General features: G+C 64.3%; 20 protein-coding genes, 1 pseudogene and 1 riboswitch. Of the genes and pseudogenes, 10 read left to right on the top strand and 11 right to left on the bottom strand.

Features of this window, described 5'->3' with window-relative positions; genetic code table 11:
- Positions 1-39: 39 nt before the first annotated feature.
- On the top strand, positions 40-465 hold the full coding sequence (locus BCCGELA001_RS24485; RefSeq protein WP_008564187.1) for a GFA family protein: 426 nt from the start codon (positions 40-42) through the stop codon (positions 463-465).
- Positions 466-492: 27 nt separating this feature from the next.
- Here the strand turns inward: BCCGELA001_RS24485 and BCCGELA001_RS24490 are convergent, their stop codons facing one another.
- Positions 493-1,464, bottom strand: a complete 972-nt coding sequence (locus BCCGELA001_RS24490; RefSeq protein WP_008564186.1) for a tripartite tricarboxylate transporter substrate binding protein BugD — start codon at positions 1,462-1,464, stop codon at positions 493-495.
- A complete protein-coding gene (purQ, locus tag BCCGELA001_RS24495) occupies positions 1,461-2,162 on the bottom strand; it encodes a phosphoribosylformylglycinamidine synthase subunit PurQ (RefSeq protein WP_008564185.1) in 702 nt (233 codons plus the stop codon). Before purQ ends, BCCGELA001_RS24490 begins: the two co-directional genes overlap by 4 nt.
- A 167-nt stretch (positions 2,163-2,329) precedes the next feature.
- Here purQ and BCCGELA001_RS24500 point away from each other — a divergent pair, with 167 nt between their 5' ends.
- Positions 2,330-3,346, top strand: coding sequence for a magnesium and cobalt transport protein CorA (locus BCCGELA001_RS24500; protein WP_008564183.1), 1,017 nt, complete (start codon positions 2,330-2,332; stop codon positions 3,344-3,346).
- A gap of 65 nt (positions 3,347-3,411) precedes the next feature.
- On the opposite strand, the gene BCCGELA001_RS38645 is transcribed toward BCCGELA001_RS24500, so the two are convergent.
- From BCCGELA001_RS38645 to purC, 4 genes are all read right to left on the bottom strand, one after another.
- On the bottom strand, positions 3,412-3,744 hold the full coding sequence (locus tag BCCGELA001_RS38645) for a hypothetical protein (RefSeq protein WP_210183052.1): 333 nt from the start codon (positions 3,742-3,744) through the stop codon (positions 3,412-3,414).
- 344 nt (positions 3,745-4,088) lie between these two features.
- Entirely contained in the window at positions 4,089-4,643 is a 555-nt protein-coding gene (locus tag BCCGELA001_RS24510) for a hypothetical protein (protein WP_008564179.1), read from the bottom strand.
- 8 nt (positions 4,644-4,651) lie between these two features.
- Positions 4,652-4,894 (bottom strand): phosphoribosylformylglycinamidine synthase subunit PurS, encoded by a 243-nt coding sequence (gene purS, locus BCCGELA001_RS24515; protein ID WP_007602264.1) that lies wholly within the window; start codon positions 4,892-4,894, stop codon positions 4,652-4,654.
- A gap of 13 nt (positions 4,895-4,907) precedes the next feature.
- On the bottom strand, positions 4,908-5,675 hold the full coding sequence (gene purC, locus BCCGELA001_RS24520; protein WP_173015815.1) for a phosphoribosylaminoimidazolesuccinocarboxamide synthase: 768 nt from the start codon (positions 5,673-5,675) through the stop codon (positions 4,908-4,910).
- Between the two features lie 320 nt (positions 5,676-5,995).
- Between purC and BCCGELA001_RS24525 the strand changes: the two genes are divergently transcribed.
- Positions 5,996-6,319: a DUF1476 domain-containing protein gene (locus tag BCCGELA001_RS24525; RefSeq protein WP_008564165.1), complete on the top strand. Its 324-nt coding sequence runs from the start codon at positions 5,996-5,998 to the stop codon at positions 6,317-6,319.
- Positions 6,320-6,324: 5 nt separating this feature from the next.
- On the opposite strand, the gene BCCGELA001_RS24530 is transcribed toward BCCGELA001_RS24525, so the two are convergent.
- Positions 6,325-7,299 (bottom strand): LysR family transcriptional regulator, encoded by a 975-nt coding sequence (locus BCCGELA001_RS24530; protein ID WP_008564164.1) that lies wholly within the window; start codon positions 7,297-7,299, stop codon positions 6,325-6,327.
- A gap of 103 nt (positions 7,300-7,402) precedes the next feature.
- On the opposite strand from BCCGELA001_RS24530, the pseudogene BCCGELA001_RS24535 reads away from it, so the two are divergent.
- Positions 7,403-8,229, top strand: a pseudogene (locus tag BCCGELA001_RS24535) (isocitrate lyase/PEP mutase family protein).
- Here BCCGELA001_RS24535 and cynS read toward each other — a convergent pair.
- Positions 8,216-8,704 carry a cyanase gene (gene cynS / locus BCCGELA001_RS24540; RefSeq protein WP_008564151.1) on the bottom strand — a complete coding sequence of 163 codons (489 nt, stop codon included), beginning with the start codon at positions 8,702-8,704 and terminating at the stop codon, positions 8,216-8,218. The pseudogene BCCGELA001_RS24535 and the gene cynS overlap by 14 nt on opposite strands.
- Before the next feature lie 370 nt (positions 8,705-9,074).
- Here cynS and BCCGELA001_RS24545 point away from each other — a divergent pair, with 370 nt between their 5' ends.
- Positions 9,075-9,932 carry an HD domain-containing protein gene (locus BCCGELA001_RS24545; protein WP_060736520.1) on the top strand — a complete coding sequence of 286 codons (858 nt, stop codon included), beginning with the start codon at positions 9,075-9,077 and terminating at the stop codon, positions 9,930-9,932.
- Here BCCGELA001_RS24545 and BCCGELA001_RS24550 read toward each other — a convergent pair.
- Together BCCGELA001_RS24550 and BCCGELA001_RS24555 are read right to left on the bottom strand one after the other, a co-directional pair.
- Positions 9,927-10,427 (bottom strand): hypothetical protein, encoded by a 501-nt coding sequence (locus BCCGELA001_RS24550; protein WP_144441449.1) that lies wholly within the window; start codon positions 10,425-10,427, stop codon positions 9,927-9,929. The two genes, BCCGELA001_RS24545 and BCCGELA001_RS24550, sit on opposite strands and share 6 nt — an antisense overlap.
- Before the next feature lie 98 nt (positions 10,428-10,525).
- A complete protein-coding gene (locus tag BCCGELA001_RS24555) occupies positions 10,526-11,722 on the bottom strand; it encodes a TrmJ/YjtD family RNA methyltransferase (protein ID WP_060736521.1) in 1,197 nt (398 codons plus the stop codon).
- A 340-nt stretch (positions 11,723-12,062) separates the two neighbouring features.
- On the opposite strand from BCCGELA001_RS24555, the gene BCCGELA001_RS24560 reads away from it, so the two are divergent.
- Together BCCGELA001_RS24560 and BCCGELA001_RS24565 are read left to right on the top strand one after the other, a co-directional pair.
- Positions 12,063-13,277 carry an NADP-dependent isocitrate dehydrogenase gene (locus BCCGELA001_RS24560; protein WP_008564136.1) on the top strand — a complete coding sequence of 405 codons (1,215 nt, stop codon included), beginning with the start codon at positions 12,063-12,065 and terminating at the stop codon, positions 13,275-13,277.
- A 96-nt stretch (positions 13,278-13,373) separates the two neighbouring features.
- Positions 13,374-13,874 carry a DUF3455 domain-containing protein gene (locus BCCGELA001_RS24565; protein WP_008564135.1) on the top strand — a complete coding sequence of 167 codons (501 nt, stop codon included), beginning with the start codon at positions 13,374-13,376 and terminating at the stop codon, positions 13,872-13,874.
- 29 nt (positions 13,875-13,903) lie between these two features.
- Here BCCGELA001_RS24565 and alaS read toward each other — a convergent pair whose 3' ends face one another.
- The gene (gene alaS, locus BCCGELA001_RS24570; RefSeq protein WP_060737806.1) at positions 13,904-16,582 is read right to left on the bottom strand and encodes an alanine--tRNA ligase; all 2,679 of its coding nucleotides are present in this window, start codon (positions 16,580-16,582) and stop codon (positions 13,904-13,906) included.
- Positions 16,583-16,829: 247 nt separating this feature from the next.
- Positions 16,830-16,920: riboswitch (glycine riboswitch) on the top strand.
- A gap of 144 nt (positions 16,921-17,064) precedes the next feature.
- On the opposite strand from alaS, the gene gcvT reads away from it, so the two are divergent.
- From gcvT to gcvP, 3 genes are all read left to right on the top strand, one after another.
- Positions 17,065-18,210, top strand: a complete 1,146-nt coding sequence (gcvT, locus tag BCCGELA001_RS24575; protein ID WP_060736522.1) for a glycine cleavage system aminomethyltransferase GcvT — start codon at positions 17,065-17,067, stop codon at positions 18,208-18,210.
- Between the two features lie 10 nt (positions 18,211-18,220).
- The gene (gene gcvH, locus BCCGELA001_RS24580; protein ID WP_060736523.1) at positions 18,221-18,589 is read left to right on the top strand and encodes a glycine cleavage system protein GcvH; all 369 of its coding nucleotides are present in this window, start codon (positions 18,221-18,223) and stop codon (positions 18,587-18,589) included.
- 181 nt (positions 18,590-18,770) lie between these two features.
- Positions 18,771-21,635 carry an aminomethyl-transferring glycine dehydrogenase gene (gcvP, locus tag BCCGELA001_RS24585; RefSeq protein WP_060737807.1) on the top strand — a complete coding sequence of 955 codons (2,865 nt, stop codon included), beginning with the start codon at positions 18,771-18,773 and terminating at the stop codon, positions 21,633-21,635.
- Positions 21,636-21,674: the final 39 nt, after the last annotated feature.

Here is a 21,674-nt window from a genome sequence, read left to right on the forward strand (position 1 = left end):
GCAAACCGTGCAGCAATCTGAACTGGAGATCCAATCAACATGGTGCGCGACAAGATCGTTCGAGCCGGCCAGTGTCATTGCGGTGCGGTGTGTTTCGAGGCGACGCTGAGCGACGGATTCAATTCGATTCGCCGCTGCACGTGCTCTTACTGCCGCAAGCGAGGCGCCGTCGTTGTCATGGCCGAGATGGGCGGGATCAGGTTGCTGCAGGGCGAGGATGCGCTAACGACCTATCGCTTCCATACCGGATCGGCGCAGCACTTCTTCTGTTCTCGCTGCGGAATATACACGCACCATCAACGACGATCCGACAGGACTCTCTATGCCGTCAACGTGGCCTGCCTTAACGGGATAAGCCCGTTCGATTTCGCAGAGGTGCCGGTCATGGATGGCGTCAATCACACCAACGATACCGGCAAGCCGACGCGTCGGGCAGGCACGCTCCGTTTCATTCCGGCTGATTAGTCACGCTGTCGGCGATTGACGGCGAAGCTACTGCTTGTCGTCCGCGAGCATCTTCCGGTACTTCTCGACGTCGCGCGTCACGAGCTTTTGCAGCACTTCGGGCGTGTGCTCGTCGGGATCGGGCGCTACGGTCGAGAGGTCAGCGAAGCGCTTCTTCACCGCCTCCGTTTCCACCGCCGTGCGCGCGGCAGCGTTCAGCTTGGCGATGACGGCCGGCGCCGTGCCCTTGGGCGCGAACAGCCCGTTCCAGCCCTGCGCCTCGAATTCGGGCAGGCCCGCTTCGGCGGAGGTCGGCAGATCAGGCAGTGTGGCGAGACGCACGGTCGAGCCGACCACGAGCCCCTTCACCAGCTTCTCATTGATCGCCTGCGAGACCGAGGCGGCCGCATCGCAGACGCCGTCGATCTGGCTGCCGACCGCGTCCGTCAGCGCGGGCGCGGCGCCGCGATAGCCGACTAGCGTCGCGTCGATCCCGGCTGATGTGACGAAGCTCTTGCAGATCAGATAGTTCGACGAGCCGACGCCGGCATGGCCGAGATTGATCTTGCCGGGATTGGCCTTGGCGTAGGCGATGAACTCCTTCAGGTCCTTCGCCGGAAAATCCTTGCGGAGCGCGATGATGCCGAAGGTCTTCGCCACCATCGCAATCGGAACGAAGGAGTCCGGCGTGAACGGCAGCTTTGGATAGATCGTGTAGGTCGCAGCATTGGTGCCGGCATTGCCGATGGCGATGGTGTAACCGTCGGGCTCGGCGCGAGCGGCGCGCGCGAGTGCGGTCGAACCGCCGGCGCCGGCGACGTTCTCGATCACGATGGTCTGGCCGAGCGCGATGCCCATCTGCTCGGCGACCGTGCGCGCGATCACGTCCGAGGTGCCGCCGGCCGCGAACGGCACGATCATGGTGATCGGACGCTTGGGATAATCCTGCGCCAGCGCAGCGGACGCGAACGACAGCGCCGCGAGCGCGGCGAGCGACCGCTTCAGCACGTAAGCGATCACGCGGCCTTTTCCAGATGCTGGACGAGGCCGGCGAACAGGCCGCGGCCGTCGGTGCAGCCCATGATGTCTTCGACGTGGTTTTCCGGATGCGGCATCATGCCGAGCACGTTGCCCTTGTCGTTGACGATGCCGGCAATGGACTGCGCAGCGCCATTGATGTTGCTGAGGTCGTCGACGCTACCGTCAGCCGCGCAATAGCGATAGAGCACCCGGCCCTCGCCTTCGAGCCGCTTGATCGTCTCCACGTCGGCCGCGTAGTTACCCTCGCCATGAGCCACGGGCACACGGATCACCTGGCCGGCATTGTAGCCGCGGGTGAACGGCGTGTCGGAACGCTCCACGCGCAGATGCACGTCCTTGCAGATGAATTTCAGCCGCGCATTGCGCATCAGGATGCCCGGCAACAGGCCGGACTCGCAGAGGATCTGAAAGCCGTTGCAAACGCCGAGCACGAGGCCGCCCTTGGCAGCGTAGTCGCGCACCGCATCCATCACCGGTGCGCGCGCCGCGATCGCGCCGCAGCGCAGATAATCGCCGTAGGAGAAGCCGCCCGGCACGACCACGAGATCAGTCCCCGCCGGCAGTGAGGTCTCGGCGTGCCACACCATCGCGGGGTCATGGCCCGAGACCAGCCGCAAGGCACGCGCCATGTCGCGCTCACGGTTGATTCCGGGAAAGACGAGGATGGCGGCTTTCATGGCTTAAGTTCCGGCGGTGACGGGAATCGGGCTGGCCCCAAGGCCAATTCGTCAGGAGACATAGCCATTTGACGGGAATTTTACCAGTGCTAGCCTTGCCAGGCGGCCTTGTACACAGGCCATAGCCTCGGCGCTTTTGCCTGACGATCTTGCCCGGGATTGAAGCCATGAACGTCCCGTCGCTGCCCACCTCCCCTGCCGAACCGGTCTCAGCCGAGGGCGTCGTCGCCGCCGGTGCCTATGTCGATGGCCGGCGCGTCGCCAACATCGCCATCAGCGAGGCATCGAGTTGGCGGGCCAAGCCCGGCCATGTGGTCTGGATCGGCCTGCACGAGCCGGACATGGCGCTGCTCGGCGCGGTGCAGAAGCAGTTCGACCTGCACGATCTCGCGATCGAAGACGCCAACCACGCCCATCAGCGTCCCAAGATCGAGCAATATGGCGAGGCTTTGTTCATCGTGGCGCGCACCGCGCAATTGATCGAGGGCCGGATCGCCTTCGGCGAGACGCACATTTTCGTCGGTGACGGCTATCTGGTCTCGGTGCGCCACGGCGCCTCGACGTCCTACGCGCCCGTGCGCGAACGCTGCGAAAGCTGCCCGCGGGCGCTCGCCCGCGGCGAGGACTACATCCTCTACGCCATTCTCGATTTCATCGTCGACAATTACTCGCCCGTGCTCGAGAGCATCCACGAGGAGATCGAGGGCATCGAGGACGACGTTCTGTCCAGGCCGATCAGCAAGGCGCAGATCGAGCGGCTCTACATGCTGCGCCGCGACCTGTTGCGGCTCAGGACCGCGATCGGCCCGCTGGTGGAGGTCTGCCGCCGGCTCGAGCATGACGAGCTGTCGATGGTGCGGAAGGCCATGCAGCCGCTATTTCGCGACGTCACCGACCACGTCCGCAACATTCAGGAGCGCATCGATTCCATGCGCGAAGTGCTGGCCTTCGCCTTCGAGGCGAGCCTGCTGGTCGGCCAGGCCCAGGAGACGGCGGTGTCCAAGAAGCTCGCCTCCTGGCTCGCCATCATCGCAGTCCCGACCGCGCTCGCCGGCATCTACGGCATGAACTTCAAGCACATGCCGGAGCTGGAATGGGAGTACGGCTACTTCATGCTGCTCGGCGTGATGCTGACGGCATGCGGCTCGCTGTACTGGCGCTTCCGCAGCGTGGGGTGGCTGTGAAGGCAACCATCAGCGGCTGGCAGGCGCCAGAAGAGCGGGCGTAGAACCGCATCCCGGCCTTCATTTCATTGCCGCGCCGGAGGTGCAAAATCCTCGATTTGCATCACGGCAACAAAATCGCTGCCGTTGCGGCGAGCGACCTCGACGCCAAGCGATGTGGAAATGACATCGATCATGGTATTGCCTGCGAACACCATGTCGCGGACGATGTAGATCGGCTTGTCGTTGGGACCGGTCGCCCGATACTCCCAATGAACCGCTGGGAATTCCTTCATCTTGGCGACGCGCGAGGACGTCAGCGTCAGGTCTCTCAGACGTCCGACCGCTTCGGTCGATGCCTGCTCGGTCTGGGCCATCTGACGCTGCGCATCTGCCTCGGCAAATTTCTGAAGAGCCACGGATCGGGGCTGCGGGTCGGACTGGCTGCGGTGCGGATGGTGACGATCGAATTCTCCGGACACGCAAGCGGCCTGCAGCGGAAGATCGAGCGTCTTTCGCCATACACCCGCGTACCGGTCCATTTTTCCGGATCGGGCGATTTGAAGGTAACTTTGGTCCCTGGATGCTCTGGGCTGACGGCCGTCGTCACACACCCCATGAGCGACAATGCGGCCGCAGCAATGACTGCGCACCGAAGAGTGCTTGAAATAATCCCCATACCCCCGCCCCGAAACGCTCGTCCGTCCGGAGCGTATACAACCTGTAGTTCGCAATAAAGGAGGATCAGGTATTGCCCGTACTTCTACGATCGCGGAAGGGGAGTATCGGTCACCTCCATCGCCTTGATGAAGAGATCGCGATTGCGTCGCGCTAGTTCGTGCGAGGGCGAAAACGAGGATATGCTGACCACGGCCGATTTGACGAACATGGTCGCCTTGCTGAGATAGGCCGGCCCCTTTTCGCCGATCACGCGCAACTCCTGTACGATCGCCGGATAGCCGCGCAGCGTCGTCGTTCCGCTGGAGAGCCGATCGAGCTTTCTGCCTTTGGCCGCGGCAGCCTGATTGGCGCGCTCGACCGATTCAGGAATCTGGCTGGCCAGCTTCGCCAGCGCCTGAGGATCGGGGCTGCGGGTCGGACTGCTCGAAATGGTTGCAGTGACCTTGGCTGCGTCCGAACAAGCCAGTGGACGGCAGACGAACTCGCCGGTGCTTCTGCCGAAAATGTTACTGCTTCCGGCCCATTTGGCCGGATCAGGATTTCGGATCGTAACGCTGGTCGTCCCGGGGGCTTGGGCGTTTGCAGATTGGAAGCCAAGGAGTAGCAAGGAAGCCGCCAGACCGGCGGCCAAAGCCATCCTTCGCGTCACCCGATCAGCTCCACCCGATAATTCTCGATCACGGTGTTCGCCAGCAGCTTGTCGGCGGCGTCCTTCAGCGCGGCTTCCGCCTTGGCCTTGTCGGCGCCGGCAAGCTCGATGTCGAACACCTTGCCCTGGCGGACGCTGGCGACGCCGTCGACGCCGAGCGACTTCAGCGCGCCTTCGATGGCCTTGCCCTGCGGATCGAGGATGCCCGTCTTCAGGGTAACGGTGACACGTGCCTTCACGTCAAATCCTCTCTCAGCTCTTCACCAGCACCGGGCCGGAGCCCTGCGGACGCTCATTCTCCATGAGGATGCCGAGGCGCTTTGCAACTTCGGTATAGGCCTCGAGCAGGCCGCCGAGATCTCTGCGGAAGCGGTCCTTGTCGAGCTTCTCGTTCGACTTGATGTCCCACAGACGGCAGCTGTCCGGCGAGATCTCGTCGGCGACGATGATGCGCATCATCTCGTTCTCGAACAGGCGGCCGCACTCCATCTTGAAGTCGACGAGGCGGATGCCGATGCCGAGGAAGAGGCCGGTCAGGAAGTCGTTGACGCGGATGGCGAGCGCCATGATGTCGTCGATCTCCTGCGGCGTCGCCCAGCCGAAGGCCGTGATGTGCTCTTCCGACACCATGGGGTCGTTGAGCTGGTCGTTCTTGTAATAGAACTCGATGATCGAGCGGGGCAGCTGCGTGCCCTCCTCGATGCCGAGGCGCTGCGACAGCGAGCCGGCGGCGACGTTCCGCACCACCACCTCCAGCGGCACGATCTCGACCTCGCGAATCAGCTGCTCGCGCATGTTGAGGCGGCGGATGAAATGGGTCGGCACCCCGATGTCGTTGAGGTGCTGAAACAGGTACTCCGAGATCCGGTTGTTGAGGACACCCTTGCCCTCGATCACCTGATGCTTTTTCGCGTTGAACGCGGTGGCGTCATCCTTGAAGTGCTGGATCAGGGTACCGGGCTCCGGGCCTTCATAAAGAACCTTTGCCTTGCCTTCATAAATGCGACGCCGACGGCTCATGGGGATGTACCGTGTTTTGTTGAAATCCATGAATTTGGTGTGCTCCGGTTGACTAGGATTACGACCCACAGCGGAGCTGCCGTGAACGGCTGGGAACCCGTCTGTAACCCCTGGAAACAGAACAGGAACCAAACCTTCAGGCAACCTATCCGATTGGCTGTCCCAGCACAATCGATCCGGCCGTCCGGCGCCAACTTATACCGTCCTGCCTGCGGCTTAACGGCCCGTTGTTTTGCCTTTTTGTGCTATCTATGTAGGCACGGAGCCGGGTCGCCGCAACGTAAGCCGCCGGCTCCATTTAGAAGGGATTTGGAACAGGCATGAGCGAGTTCGACAAGCGCCAGGAAGGCTTCGAGAAGAAGTACGCCCTCGACGAGGAGCAGAAATTCAAGGCAGAGGCCCGTCGCAACCGGCTGCTCGGTCTGTGGGCGGCGGAGAAGCTCGGAATCACGGGCGATGCCGCCACGGCCTATGCCAAGGAGGTGGTCGCGGCCGATTTCGAGGAGGCCGGGGATGCCGACGTCCTGCGCAAGATCACGGGCGATTTCGCCGCCAAGAACGTCGCCATCACCGAGCAGGCGATTCGCGCCAAGATGAGCGAACTCATCGCGGTGGCAGCCGCCGAGGTGAAGGCGGGGAAATAACCGAGTCAAACCAAGCGCCGGCGCGCAACACCCTTGCGCGTCGGCGTTCTCTTTCTGCCTTTCCGCGTGGTCGAGACATCCGGCCCGGCATAGTTGCGGCGAATGCTTTCGAGCAGGCGCTCGGCGGCAGCGCTCAGAAAGCCGCCACTGCGCGTGACGAGGACGATGTCCTGGTGCGCATCAAGATCGCCCACGGCGATCGTCGCGATCGAGCCGGCACGCAGCTCCTCCGCCAAATGACTTTTTGCCAACAGGGCAAGGCCGAAGCCTGCTTCCACCAGCCGCTTCTGCGCGGTGAGGCTGTCCACCGCGGTCCACTCCACCTCGCCAAGTCCCCGCGTCAGAAACAAAGCGAACACGTGAGCCGCGGCAATCTCGCGACGGCCGCGAATCTCCGGGAATGCGATCCAACGCTCGCGAACTAGCTCGGCAAGGCGCTTCACACGCTGTCCGGCGCGAGGATGGTCGGGCGCACAGACCACTTGCAACGGCTCGCGCAGGACCTGCTCGCAGGCGAGATCGCCGGAGGGGTCGGCGTTGTAGCGGAGGCCAATCGTGGCCTCGCCGCGGCGGATGAGATCGCTGACCTCCGCGCTGGTCGCCGTCCGCAAGGCCAGCGAGACGGCCGGATGCTCCTTGGCAAACCGCTTCATGATGCTCGAGAGGCGGCCATCGGCGAGCGTGCCGGTCACGGCCAGCGATACCGGCCCGGCATTCTGCTTGGTCAACGCGCGGATCGCCTGTTCGGCATCCTGCGCCGCCGCCACCGCACGCTCGGCATAGGGGATCAGCACGCGCCCGGCATCGCTGAGCCGGGTGCGGCCCGCCACCCGCTCGAACAGGGGAACGCCGAGCTCCTGCTCCAGAAGCGCGATACGGCGCGAGATCGCCGGCTGCGAACGATGCAGGAATTTCGCGGCGTTCGAAATCCCACCCCTGCGATGAACCGCCAGGAAGGTGTTGAGGGCGTCACTGTCCATCGCGACCTCATGCAAAAAGCTGATGATATGCGAAAGAATAACAAATTTGGCGGATGACGGAAGTGCGCCTACAGCTCGTTGGGACAGACAATGGAGACGAGCCATGACGAGCCAGTTGGACAAGGCGAGAGCGTTTCGCGCGCTGCACGAATGCCCCGGTGCCTTCATCATTCCCAACCCGTGGGATGCCGGCACGGCAAAGCTGCTCGCGGCGATGGGCTTCGAGGCCCTGGCGACCACGAGCCTCGGGGTTGCCAACATGCTCGGCAAGAGCGACGTCGGTCTCGACCTCATCCTCGCCAATGCGCGTACGATCGTGGATGCCACCGATCTTCCTGTCAGCGTCGACCTCGAGAATTGCGGCGCACACGAGCCGAAGCGCGCCGCCGAAGCTATCCGGCGTGCGGCAGAGACTGGCGCGGTCGGCGGCTCGATCGAGGATTTCAGCGGCGACCGCGACCGCCCGATCTACGACTTTTCCCAGGCCGTCGAGCGCGTCCAGGCCGCGGTGGAAGCGGCGCGCGCGCTGCCAATTCCGTTCACGCTGACGGCGCGGGCCGAGAACTTCCTGCACGGTCGCAAGGACATCGACGACACGATCAGCCGCTTGCAGGCCTTCGAGGCTGCCGGCGCCGACGTCCTCTATGCGCCGGGCCTGTACGATCTCGTGACGATCCGGACCGTCGTGTCCTCGATCAGTAGCCGTTCAACCACGTGATGGGCTTTGCCGACCCGACGCTGACGGCATCGCAATTGTCCGCCGCCGGCGTCAAGCGCATCAGCGTCGGCGGGGCGATGTCGCGCTACGCGCTCGCAGCGTTCCTGAACTGCGCGCGCGAGATGAAGGACAAGGGGTCCTTCACCTACGTCAGCGAGATGGCGCCGGTCGGCGAGCTGCGCGCCGCCTTCGCCGCGGTCACTCCTCCTTAAAGCCGTATTCCGGCACGTTGCCGCTGGCGCCGTAATATTTGTACGGCAGGAACTTGCCGCTCATGGTGATCTTGACGCGGTCGCCCTTCGGGTTGGCGACGCGCTCGATGCCCATGTCGAAGTCGATCGCCGACATGATGCCGTCGCCGAACTCCTCCTCGATCAACGCCTTCCAGGCGGGACCGTTCACCATCACCATCTCGTAGAAGCGGTAGATCAGGGGATCGGTCGGCGGCATCGCCGTGCCGGTGCCGCGCATCGGCACCTCGTTCAGCATCGCGACTTCCGTCTTCGACAGCCCGAACAGCTCGCCGGCATTGGCGGCCTGCGGCTTGGTCAGCTTCATCTGCCCCATGATCGCGCCGACGATCAGCACCTCGGAATAGCCGCCGATCTTCTCGCAGATGTGCTTCCAGCTCCAGCCCTTCTCGCGCTTGATGTCGAGCAGCTTCTCGGTGAGGTCTTCGCGTTTCATGTCGGGTCTCCCTTGATCAGGCACTGTGTCGGGCCTGCCGCTTTGGGAGGCACGAAACGTGCCAGTAAACCAGGCCAGCGCTTCACCGGCGTCCCCGCGCGCGAAAGACTCCGGCGAACCATTCTCCATTTGCGCAACCCTGATGTCGGCTTGTGGGGCCTTGGCCGACCTTCGCGTCGCCCCCGGTTGACGGCCGCTTCTGAACCCTCAGCGGAAATTGCCACCGGGCGCGCGTGGCCCTGCCTCGCTGCCGTTGATCTAGGTCAAGCATCACCCACCCTTTGGCTTCACCCTTCTAGAGGGGTCCTCTCCTTCCCGATCCTGCAGGAGGACCTCCTGAAGGTTGGGCGACGAAAGTGAGAGTTTGCTCATGATAACGATTCCAGAACTGACGTCCCAGGCGCTCGGTGCGTTCCTGATCTCGGAGACCAGCGGTCGCTTCGGCTCGTCTCACGCCAGCTTGCCGGAATTGCTCCCCTACGCAGCAAAACTGGCTCTGGAGTGTATCGGTAACAGCGATGCACTCTACCACAACGTCGAGCACACCTTGTTGGTCACGCTGGTCGGGCACGACATCCTGATCGGGCGCTCTCTTCTGAGGCCAACGACGGCCAGCGACTATGCTCACTTTATCCTGGCGTGCCTGCTTCACGATATCGGCTACGTGAGGGGAATAATTCACGGAGACCAGGACGGAACCTTTGTTGTTGATGGTACCGGCCGAACGGTTGAGTTGCCGATCGGCTCCTCCGATGCAGCGCTTGCGCCCTATCATGTCGACCGCTCAAAATTATTCGCCGTGGAGCGGCTTGACCCAGTCGACGACATTGATGCCGCTCGCGTTGCCCAGGCCATCGAATACACTCGTTTTCCTTATGCAGACGCATCTCCGAACGAACTCAAAGATGATCTTGACGAAGAGGAAGGTTTGTTGCTTCGCGCCGCCGACCTGATCGGTCAGCTCGGCGATCCGAACTACATGAAGAAATCAAATGCGCTGTTCTACGAGTTCGAGGAGATAGGACTCAACAAATCGCTCGGATATGCCACGCCCGCGGACGTGGTGTACAAATATCCCCAATTCTACTGGACCAAGGTTGCACCGCAAATCCAGATTGCCCTCCGCTATTTGAATGTAACCTCGAGCGGAAGACAATGGATCGGCAGTCTCTATGGCAATGTCCTTCGGGCTGAGAGAGAGGTCGGGCTGTCTGGTCCGCAGCTATAGGTATTCCAAAGCTTTCGGTTGATCTCGATCAAGTCTCCGACACTCTTCTGTTATGCTCACGTGCCTGGAACGGCATGTCTTCCCGCACGGGCCGACTAGCGCGCCCGTTCCATCAGCGGTTTGCTCGCAGCGCGCCGAGCTCAAAATCAGCGGCTGGTTCTCGATAAAGGTCTTCGGGCAATCGGCTGCCGCCAGCTCGAACCGCTTCAACGCCTCGTCCGTGAAGCCGCTCTGCAGCGCGCGCTCTGCAACATAGAAATTCGCCTCGCGGACCTGCCCCTTGCTCTTCACCCGGTCGAGGCCCTCGGCAACGCTGAGCAGTTGCTCCGGCGTCACCATGCCAATGAACAGATTGATAATCGGCGCCGGCCATTTCGTCGCGTCGAGCTGCTTTGCAGCCTCGCTCAGCTGGCTCGGCTGGTCACTGCGCCTTGCAACAACGCCACAAGACCGGATAGCTGCCGCACAAACAAGGGCGCAGCCTGTTATTTCCAAGCATGCCGTCCCCAACTCAATTCCCGGAGACTGCCACAGCAGCTGATCGCGCTCCTGCACACCCTTGGTTGCAATAGGCGCCGCCGGCCGGCTCGACCCTACGCACCCTCCCCCATCATCCCCTGCAGCCGCACCAGCTCTGCCTCGAGATCGCGCTCCACGTCCGCCGCGCGAATGTCGAGCACGCGATAATCCCGCGCTTCCAGCCAAGTCCGCCGCCCCGCCCGGTCCGCGGCGATCGCTTCGCCCTCACCCGGATTGACCAGTTCGATCGCGATCCGGTGCGGGAAGGAGACGAAGTCCGGGATGTGCCGCCCCACCGGCGTCTGGCGCTTGAAGCCGCCGGCAAAGCGGCGATCACGGGTCAGCGCTTGCCAGAGCAGACGCTCGGCATCCGTCGGGTTGCGGCGGAGCAGGCGGGCAAGGCCCCGCACGGTCGAGCCGCTGTCGGGCGCGCCGCCCTGCCCGTGCTCGGCGAGCAGCGCGCGCAGGCGCGTGGCCTGCTCGCCGTCGAGCACGCCGCCCTTGGCCGGACCCTTGCGCCCCTCCGCGATCGCCATCACCACCCCGTGCAAGGTGTGCATGTCCTGCTTGGTCGGCTCCATCCGGGTGAAGATGTTGCGCAGGTTGACCAGCATGGTGTCGCGCTTCTCGGCCGGGCGCAGGAATTCGACCTTGTCGAGTTCGCGCACGAGGTTGTCGAAGAAGGCCTGCATCTGGTGCTGCGAGGCGCGCTCGGAGCGCTCCGGCATGGCGTGCGGCAGCTCGCCCGATGTCATCAGCTTGAACCATTCATAGCCGACCAGCAGCACGGCCTGGGCGAGATTGAGCGAGGCAAAGCCCGGATTGACCGGGAAGGTGATAATGCGGTTGGAGAGCCCGACCTCCTCGTTGGTCAGGCCCCAGCGCTCGCGGCCGAACAGGATACCGGCCTTGCCGCCGGTCGCGACGTGCCCGGCGATCTCGGCCGCGGCCGCCTCCGGCCCGACCACCGGCTTGGCCTGGTCGTGGGGGCGCGCGGTGGTGGCGAACAGCAGGTCAAGGTCGGCGACCGCCTGCTCCACCGTGTCGAACAATTCGACCTTTTCCAGAATGTGGTCGGCGCCGGCGGCGGCCCGCTGTGCCGCGATGTTGGGCCAGCCGTCGCGGGGATTGACGATGCGCAAGGCGCTCAGGGCAAAGTTGCCCATGGCGCGCGCGGTCATGCCGATGTTTTCCCCGAGCTGCGGCTCGACCAGGATCACGATGGGACCGTCGAGGGAAAGCCCGGCCTTGCTCTTGTCAGTCCCCGACATCTCGTTTCGCTTTCACACTGTCTCTCAAGGCCTTGGCCGAGCCGCCTCAGGAATTGATTCAAGCCGCCAGTTCCGGCCGGCTCCGTCCCGCTCGCCTGTCGTTTGCCTGTCCTGACGAAATTCTCAAGGGAAATAACGGGTTGGATTCGACTTTTGAATCGTGCTGGGAACGTGCCCCCGGGGCCCGCCCGAGGGCCGGCTGCCGCTTCCCGTCTGCGGAAGCTGGATGAGCTAAAAGTGCATAATCCCTTGGCTTTCGCCCGCCGCGCGGCGGTGCTAAGAGGCGGCGGATATTCCCGTGGCGCGTCAAAAGCGCCGTTCGAAAGAGGCTTCCCCGATCATGGCAAAAATCAAGGTATCCAATCCCGTCGTCGAGCTCGATGGCGACGAGATGACCCGGATCATCTGGCAGTACATCAAGGACAAGCTGATCAACCCGTTCCTGGATGTCGAGCTGCTCTATTTCGACCTGGGCATGGAATACCGAGACCACACCAACGATCAGGTCACGATCGACGCCGCCGAGGCGATCAAGAAGGTCGGCGTCGGCGTCAAGTGCGCCACCATCACCCCCGATGAAGCCCGGGTGAAGGAGTTCAACCTCAAGCAGATGTGGAAGTCGCCGAACGGCACCATCCGCAACATCCTCGGCGGCGTGATCTTCCGCGAGCCGATCATCTGCAAGAACGTGCCGCGCCTCGTTCCCGGCTGGACCAAGCCGATCATCATCGGCCGCCATGCCTATGGCGACCAGTACCGCGCCACTGACATCAAGTTCCCGGGCAAGGGCACCCTCTCGCTGAAGTTCGTCGGCGAGGACGGCACCGTGATCGAAAAGGAAGTGTTCAAGGCGCCCGGCGCCGGCGTCGCCATGGAGATGTACAATCTCGACGACTCCATCATCGACTTCGCCCGCGCCTCCTTCAACTACGGCCTGCTGCGCGGCTACCCGGTGTATCTCTCGACCAAGAACACCATCCTCAAGGTCTATGACGGCCGCTTCAAGGACATCTTCCAGGAGATCTTCGACAAGGAGTTCAAGAAGGAGTTCGACGCCAAGGGCCTGACCTACGAGCACCGCCTGATCGACGACATGGTGGCCTCGGCGCTGAAATGGTCCGGCGGCTATGTCTGGGCCTGTAAGAACTACGACGGCGACGTGCAGTCCGACACGGTCGCGCAGGGCTACGGCTCGCTCGGCCTGATGACCTCGGTGCTGCTCACCCCCGACGGCAAGACCGTGGAAGCGGAAGCCGCCCACGGCACGGTGACCCGCCACTACCGCGAGCACCAGAAGGGCAAGGAGACCTCGACCAACTCGATCGCGTCGATCTTCGCCTGGACCCGCGGCCTGTCGCATCGCGCCAAGCTCGACAACAACCCCGAGCTGGCCAAGTTCGCCAACACGCTGGAGAAGGTCTGCGTCGACACCGTCGAGGCCGGCTACATGACCAAGGACCTCGCGCTCCTGGTCGGTGCCGACCAGCGCTGGCTCTCAACCACCGGCTTCCTCGACAAGGTCGCCGAGAACCTCACGAAAGAGTTGGCGGCCTGAGCCGTCCGCAATTTCGCCCGACTGGGCCAGACATCATCACGGGCCGCGCCAAAGCGCGGCCCTTTATTTTTGCGGCGCCCGCGCGGAGATGCGACCATGTCGATCAAGCTTGCTGCCCCTGCTGTGCTGCTCTCGGCCCTGATCGGGCCGGCAGGAGCCGCCGAGCCGCTTCCCGAGGCCATTGCCGCACCGGGCGAAACCGTCGTGCTGACCGTCCACGCCGAGGGCGCGCAAGTCTATGAGTGCAAGGCCTCTGCCGACGGCAAGCTCGCCTGGGCCTTCCGCGAGCCGATCGCGACGCTGCTGTCCGAAGGCAAGACCGTCGGCCGGCATTATGCCGGCCCGAACTGGGAGCTCGCCGACGGCAGCGCGGTGGTCGGCAAGGCCATCGGCAACGCACCTGGCGCAACAGCTGCGGACATCCCCTGGCTGAAGCTGGACGTGACGGCTCACCGCGGCAGCGGCGCGCTCACATCAGTCACCACGGTGCAGCGCATCAACACCCAGGGCGGCAAGCTCGATGGCGCCTGCGACAAGGCCGGCGATTTCAGGAGCGCGCCCTACTCCGCCGACTACGTCTTCCTGAAGAAGGGCTGAGCGCTCAGCCCTTCGGGTGACATCGAGCCTTAAGCGCCCGCCATCGCTTTCTCGATCGCTGCCAGCGCCTCGGACGCCTTGGCGCCCTCGGGGCCGCCGGCCTGGGCCATGTCGGGCCGGCCGCCGCCGCCCTTGCCGCCCAGCGCTTCGGAGGCGATGCGCACCAAATTCACGGCGTTGAAGCGCGCGGTGAGATCAGGCGTAACGCCGACCACGACACCGGCCTTGCCGTCCTCGGTGACGCCGACGATGGCGACGACGCCGGAGCCGATCTGCTTCTTGCCGTCATCGGCGAGGCTCTTGAGATCCTTCATCTCGATGCCCTCGACCGCGCGCGCCATCAGTTTGACGTCGCCGACCTCGCGCACGCCTGCGGCGGCACCGTTACTCGCGGATGCACCGCCGCCCATCGCCAGCTTCTTGCGGGCGTCGGAGAGCTCGCGCTCCAGCTTCTTGCGCTCCTCCATCAGCGCGGCGATGCGCCCCGGCACGTCGTCGAGCGAGGTGCGCAGCTCGTTCGCCGCGCTCTTCGCCAGGCCCATGGTGTCGTTGGCGTGTTTTCGCGCGTAGTTGCCGGTCAGCGCCTCGATGCGGCGCACGCCGGAAGCCACCGCGCTCTCGCCCGTCAGCGTGATCAGGCCGATGTCGCCGGTGCGCTTCACATGGGTACCGCCGCAGAGTTCGACCGACCAGCCGAGCGCATTGGCGCCGCGCTCGCGCGCGGTCCGGCCCATCGAGACGACGCGGACCTCGTCGCCATATTTCTCGCCGAACAGCGCACGCGCCCCGGCCTCGCGGGCCTCGTCCACGCCCATGATGCGGGTGGTGACCTCGTCGTTCTCCAGCACCACATCGTTGGCGATGTCCTCGATGCGGGACAGCTCGTCCGCGCTGATCGGCTTCGGATGCACGAAGTCGAAGCGCAGACGGTCCGGCGCAACCATCGAGCCGCGCTGGGCGATGTGGTCGCCGAGCACCTGGCGCAGCGCCTCGTGAATGAGATGCGTCGCCGAGTGATGCGCGCGGATCGAAGACCGCCTGCCGTGATCCACCTCGAGCTGCAGCGCGGTGCCGAGCTTGACCTCGCCGCTCTCGACCGTGCCGATATGCACGAAGAGATCGCCGAGCTTCTTCTGCGTGTCCGTGATGCGGATCTTGATGCCGCCCTCACCCGAGAGCACGCCGGTATCGCCGACCTGGCCGCCCGACTCCGCATAGAACGGCGTCTGGTTCAGCACGAGCGCCCCGGTATCGCCGGCCTTGAGGCTGATGACCTCCGCGCCGTCCTTCACCAGCGCCGAGACCACGCCTTCGGCGCTCTCGGTCTCGTAGCCGAGGAATTCGGTCGCACCGAGCTTCTCGCGCAGCGGGAACCAGATCGCCTCCGACGCCGCCTCACCGGAGCCCTTCCAGGACTCGCGCGCCTTGGCCTTTTGGCGCTCCATCGCGTCGGTGAACGCAGCCTGGTCGACGCCGATGCCGCGCGACTTCAGCGCGTCCTGGGTCAGGTCCAGCGGAAAACCGTAGGTGTCGTACAGCGTGAAGGCGACGTCGCCATCGAACATGTCGCCCTTCTTCAGGCCCGCGCTCTTCTCGTCGAGGATGGCAAGGCCGCGCGACAGCGTCTTGCGGAAGCGGGTCTCCTCGAGCCGCAGCGTTTCCTCGATCAGGTTTTCCGCGCGCATCAGATCGGGATAGGCCTGGCCCATCTCGCGCACCAGCGCCCAGACCAGGCGATGCATCAGCGGCTCCTTGGCGCCCAGCAGCTGCGCGTGGCGCATCGCGCGGCGCATGATACGGCGCAGCACATAGCCGCGGCCCTCGTTCGAGGGCAGCACGCCGTCGGCGACGAGGAAGGCCGAGGAGCGTAAGTGGTCGGCGATGACGCGGAACGAGGCCACGGTCTGCTCGTTCGGCCCGGTGCCGAGCGCGGACGCGGCGGCATCGATCAGGTTCTTGAACAGGTCGGTCTCGAACACGCTCTCGACGCCCTGGAGGATGCAGGCCATGCGCTCCAGGCCCATGCCGGTGTCGATCGAGGGACGCGGCAGCGGCTGGCGCTCCTCCTTCGTCACCTGCTCGAACTGCATGAACACCAGATTCCAGAATTCGAGGAAGCGGTCGCCGTCCTCTTCCGGCGAGCCGGGAGGTCCGCCCCAGATGTGCTCGCCGCGATCGATGAAGATCTCCGAGCACGGGCCGCACGGGCCGGTGTCGCCCATCGCCCAGAAATTATCCGAGGTCGGAATGCGGATGATGCGGTCGTCGGAGAAGCCGGCGATCTTCTTCCACAGGCCCGCCGCCTCGTCGTCGGTGTGGTAGACGGTGACGAGCAGCTTGTCCTTCTTCAGCCCGAACTCGCTCGTGATCAGCTTCCAGGCGAGCTCGATCGCGCGCTCCTTGAAGTAGTCGCCGAACGAGAAGTTTCCGAGCATCTCGAAGAAGGTGAGATGGCGCGCGGTGTAGCCGACATTGTCGAGGTCGTTGTGCTTGCCGCCGGCGCGCACGCATTTCTGCGACGTGGTGGCGCGCTGATAGGGCCGCTTCTCGACGCCGGTGAAGACGTTCTTGAACTGGACCATGCCGGCATTGGTGAACATCAACGTCGGATCGTTGCGCGGCACCAAGGGCGAGGACGGCACGATCTCGTGGCCGTTCTCGGCAAAGAAGTTCAGAAAGGTCGACCTGATCTCGTTGACGCCGCTCATGTTCATCCAATCGGGTGTGCTTGGACCCGCTTTTGTCGCCGTAAAAACCGGACGTTAAGGCTGATATCTGCGGGCCAAAGCGCTTTTAGACAAGGCCAGCTTCGCTGTCCAGAAACTGTGCAGAGAGATCAGAGGGTTGCCCAAGGCACGCAATGGCAGCGCAATCCCGGCTGCAATCCCGGTTGAAAGGCCAAGCGGTCGCGTTGACAGGCTTGGCTACCCTGTGGTCTGTACCCATCTGTATCGTACGGCCACGTCGGGAGAGACCGGCTTTAGGCAGCCGGCGCCGAAGGAGCAACCGCCCCGGAAACTCTCAGGCAAAAGGACCGCGTGGCTTTGACAGCATCTGGAAAGAGGCGCCGACGGGCTTGAGGTCCGGATTGCGTCCGCCGACGGGATAATACTCTCAGGCACAGCGACAGATGGGGCTTCGATGGATTGTCTCGGGGAATTCTCCCCGGGGAACCGCCGAGGGCCCCTTGATGCTTGCACACGACCAAGACTCCCTGAAACGTACGCCCCTTCATGGGCTTCATGTGTCCCTCGGCGGCAAGATGGTGCCGTTCGCGGGCTATGACATGCCCGTGCAATACCCCGCGGGCGTGCTGAAAGAGCACCTCCAGACCCGCACCAACGCCGGCCTGTTCGACGTCTCCCACATGGGCCAGCTCGCGCTTCGGGCCAAGTCGGGCAAGGTCGAGGACGCCGCCCGCGCGCTGGAGCGGTTGGTGCCGCAGGATATCGTGGCGATTGCGCCGGGGCGGCAGCGCTACGCCCAGTTCACCAATGAAGATGGCGGCATTCTCGATGATCTCATGGTCGCCAATTTCGGCGATCACCTGTTCCTGGTCGTCAATGCCGCCTGCAAGGCCGAGGACGAGGCGCATCTGCGCGCAAATCTGTCCGGCGATTGCGTCATCGAGCAGCTGGCAGATCGCGCGCTGATCGCGCTGCAGGGCCCGAAAGCGGAATCGGCGCTGACGAAATTCTGTGCAGATGCGCCCGCCATGAAATTCATGGATTCCGGCCCGCACGAGGTTGCCGGCATCAAGTGCTTCGTCTCGCGCTCCGGCTACACCGGCGAGGACGGTTTCGAGATCTCCGTTCCCGCAGGGGATGCCGAGCGTCTTGCCAAAATGCTGCTCGAAAACCCCGATGTGCTGCCGATTGGCCTGGGCGCCCGCGACAGTCTGCGGTTGGAAGCCGGGCTCTGCCTCTACGGCCACGACATCGACACCGCGACGACGCCGGTCGAGGCCGCGCTGGAATGGTCGGTGCAGAAGAGCCGCCGCAGCGGCGGCGCGCGCGCCGGCGGCTTTCCCGGTGCGGAAAAGATCCTCGCCCATTTCGACAACGGCGCAACGCGCCGCCGCGTCGGCCTGCTCGCCCAGGGTCGCGCGCCGGTTCGCGAGGGCGCGCTGCTGTTCGCGGACGAGGCCGCGGGCGAGCCGATCGGCAAGGTCACCTCGGGCGGTTTCGGCCCAAGCCTGAACGCGCCGGTGGCGATGGGCTATGTGCCCACCAATCTGAGCGCGCTCGGCACAAAACTCTTCGCCGAAGTGCGCGGCCAGCGCCTTCCGCTCACCGTCGCTGCCATGCCTTTTGTCAAGAACACCTACAAACGCTGAGGACAAGAAAATGACCACGACGCTGTACACCTCCGACCATGAATGGCTCGCCATCGAGGGCGATGTCGCGACCGTCGGCATCACCGACTACGCGCAGCAGCAGCTCGGCGACGTCGTGTTCGTCGAACTGCCCAAGGTCGGCCGGACCCTGAAGAAGGCGGAAGCCGCAGCGGTCGTCGAATCCGTCAAGGCCGCATCCGACGTCTACGCCCCTGTAACGGGCGAAGTGCTCGAGACCAACGCCGAGCTTACCGCCGAGCCGGCCCTTGTGAACTCCGACGCACAAGGCAAGGCCTGGTTCTTCAAGATCAGGATGATCGACAAGAGCGAGCTCGGCGGCCTCATGGATGAAGCCGCCTACAAGGCCCATACGGCGTGAGATGACGAGAACTCTGACCTCATATTCGGTGTCATCGCCCGCGCAGGCGGGCGATCCAGTACGCCGCAGCCTCTGGGTTCAAGCCGTGCTGCCTGCGTTTACTGGATGCCCCGCCCCCGTGCGCAATTGCGCACTAGGCGGGGCATGACGGCGACAGCGAAACCTAAGCGAGGACCCAATGATGACCGCGCACCGCAAATCCAACGGCGACACCGCCAATTTCGCCCGCCGCCACATCGGCCCGTCGGCGCGCGACGTCACCGCAATGCTCGAGACCGTCAGCGCGAAAAGCGTCGATGCGCTGATGGCGGAGACCCTGCCGGCCTCGATCCGGCAGGCCGCCCCGCTCGATCTCGGCAAACCGCTCAGCGAAACCGAGGCGATCGCGCACATGACCGAGCTGGGGCGTCAGAACCAGGTCTTCACCTCGCTGATCGGCCAAGGCTATTCCGGCACCATCCTGCCCGCGGTGATCCAGCGCAACATTTTGGAGAACCCGGCCTGGTACACGGCTTACACGCCCTACCAGCCCGAGATCAGCCAGGGCCGTCTGGAAGCGCTGCTCAACTTCCAGACCATGATCTGCGATCTCACCGGGCTCGACGTCGCCAACGCCTCGCTGCTCGATGAAGCGACCGCAGCGGCCGAAGGCATGGCGCTGGCCGAGCGGCATTCCAAGGTCGAAGCAAAGGCCTTCTTTGTCGACCAGGACGTGCATCCGCAGACGCTGGCCGTGATGCGCACCCGCGCCGAGCCGCTGGGCTGGGAGCTGATCGTCGGCGATCCCCTCACCGATCTCGCTAAGTGTGACGTGCTCGGCGCGCTGCTGCAATATCCGGGTTCTTCCGGTGCGGTGCGCGACTTGCGGCCTGCGATCGCGACGCTGAAGGCCAAGGGTGCGCTCGCGATCGTCGCGGCCGACCTGCTCGCCTTGACGCTGCTGGCTTCGCCCGGCGAGCTCGGTGCCGACATTGCGATCGGCTCGGCGCAACGCTTTGGCGTGCCGATGGGTTATGGCGGTCCGCACGCGGCCTATATGGCGGTGCGCGATGCGCTGAAGCGCTCGCTGCCGGGCCGCATCGTCGGCCTCTCCGTGGATTCCCGCGGGATGCCTGCCTATCGCCTGGCGCTGCAGACCCGCGAGCAGCACATCCGCCGCGAGAAGGCGACCTCCAACATCTGCACCGCGCAAGTTCTGCTCGCCGTGATCGCCTCGATGTATGCGGTCTATCACGGCCCCGAAGGCCTCACGCAGATCGCACGCAACGTGCATCGCCGCACCGCCGTGCTCGCGAGCGGTTTGCGCAAGCTCGGCTTCGCGCTGCAATCGGACAGCTTCTTCGACACGCTCAGCGTCGATGCCGGCGCGGGGCGTGCCGAGATCATCGCGCGCGCATCAGCCGAGAAGATCAATCTCGGCGTCAGTGATACGGCGCTTCGCATCGCACTCGACGAGACCACGACGGCGGCGACGATGGAGGCGGTCTGGCGCGCCTTCGGCGGCACACTCGCTTATGCCGAGATCGACGCCGAGACGCGCGAGGCGCTGCCGGACGGGTTGAAGCGCACCACCGCCTTCCTCGCCCATCCCGTGTTCCACGCGCATCGCTCCGAGACCGAGATGCTGCGCTACATGCGCAAGCTCAGCGATCGCGACCTCGCGCTCGATCGCGCGATGATTCCGCTCGGATCCTGCACGATGAAGCTGAACGCGACCACCGAGATGATGCCGCTGACCTGGCCGGAATTCGGCTCGCTGCATCCGTTCGTGCCGCGCGAGCAGGCCGCCGGCTATCACGCGCTGTTCGCGCGGCTGGAAAAATGGCTGTGCGACATCACCGGCTATGACGCGATCTCGCTGCAGCCCAATTCCGGCGCACAGGGTGAATATGCCGGGCTGCTCGCGATCCGCGGCTATCATGCCGCGCGCGGAGAGAGCCACCGCAAGATCTGCCTGATCCCCTCCTCCGCCCACGGCACCAACCCGGCCTCGGCCGCGATGGTCGGCATGGACGTGGTGGTGGTCGCCTGCGAGAAGAACGGCGATGTCGACGTCAATGATCTGCGCGCCAAGGCGGAGAAGCATTCGAACGATCTCGCCGCGGTCATGATCACCTATCCCTCGACGCATGGCGTGTTCGAGGAGCACATCCGCGAGATCTGCGACATCGTGCACGGCCATGGCGGGCAGGTCTATCTCGACGGTGCCAACCTCAACGCGCAGGTCGGCCTGTCGAGGCCCGGCGATTACGGCGCCGATGTCAGCCATCTCAATTTGCACAAGACCTTCTGCATTCCGCATGGCGGCGGCGGCCCCGGCATGGGCCCGATCGGCGTCAAGGCGCATCTCGCCCCGTTCCTGCCGGGCCATCCGGCAACGCAAGCAGACGCGCCCGTGGGTCCAGTCTCCGCCGCGCCGTTCGGCTCGGCCTCGATCCTGACCATCTCCTACATCTACATCCTGATGATGGGCGGCGAAGGCTTGAAGCGCGCCACCGAGATCGCGATCCTCAACGCCAATTACATCGCAGCGCGCCTCGATCCGCACTTCCCGGTGCTCTACAAGAACGCCAGGGGGCGCGTCGCGCATGAGTGCATCGTCGATCCCAGGCCGCTGAAAACGACGAGCGGCGTCACGGTGGATGACATCGCCAAGCGCCTGATCGATTACGGCTTCCACGCACCGACCATGAGCTTCCCGGTGCCGGGCACGCTGATGATCGAGCCGACCGAGTCGGAATCCAAGGCCGAGCTGGACCGCTTCTGCGACGCCATGATCGCGATCCGGAAGGAGATCGCCGAGGTCGAGGCCGGCCGTTTCAAGATCGAGGCGTCGCCGCTGCGCCACGCCCCGCACACCGTGCACGACATCGCGGATGATGATTGGAATCGCGCCTACACCCGCAGCGAAGGCTGCTTCCCCGCGGGCACCTCGCGCACCGACAAATATTGGAGCCCGGTGGGGCGTGTGGACAATGTCTACGGCGACCGTAATCTCGTGTGCTCCTGCCCGCCGGTGAGCGATTACGCAGAAGCCGCGGAGTAAGCTTTGTAGGATGGGTAGAGCGCAGCGAAACCCATCACT

The organism is Bradyrhizobium sp. CCGE-LA001 (genome assembly GCF_000296215.2).
Lineage (GTDB): Bacteria > Pseudomonadota > Alphaproteobacteria > Rhizobiales > Xanthobacteraceae > Bradyrhizobium.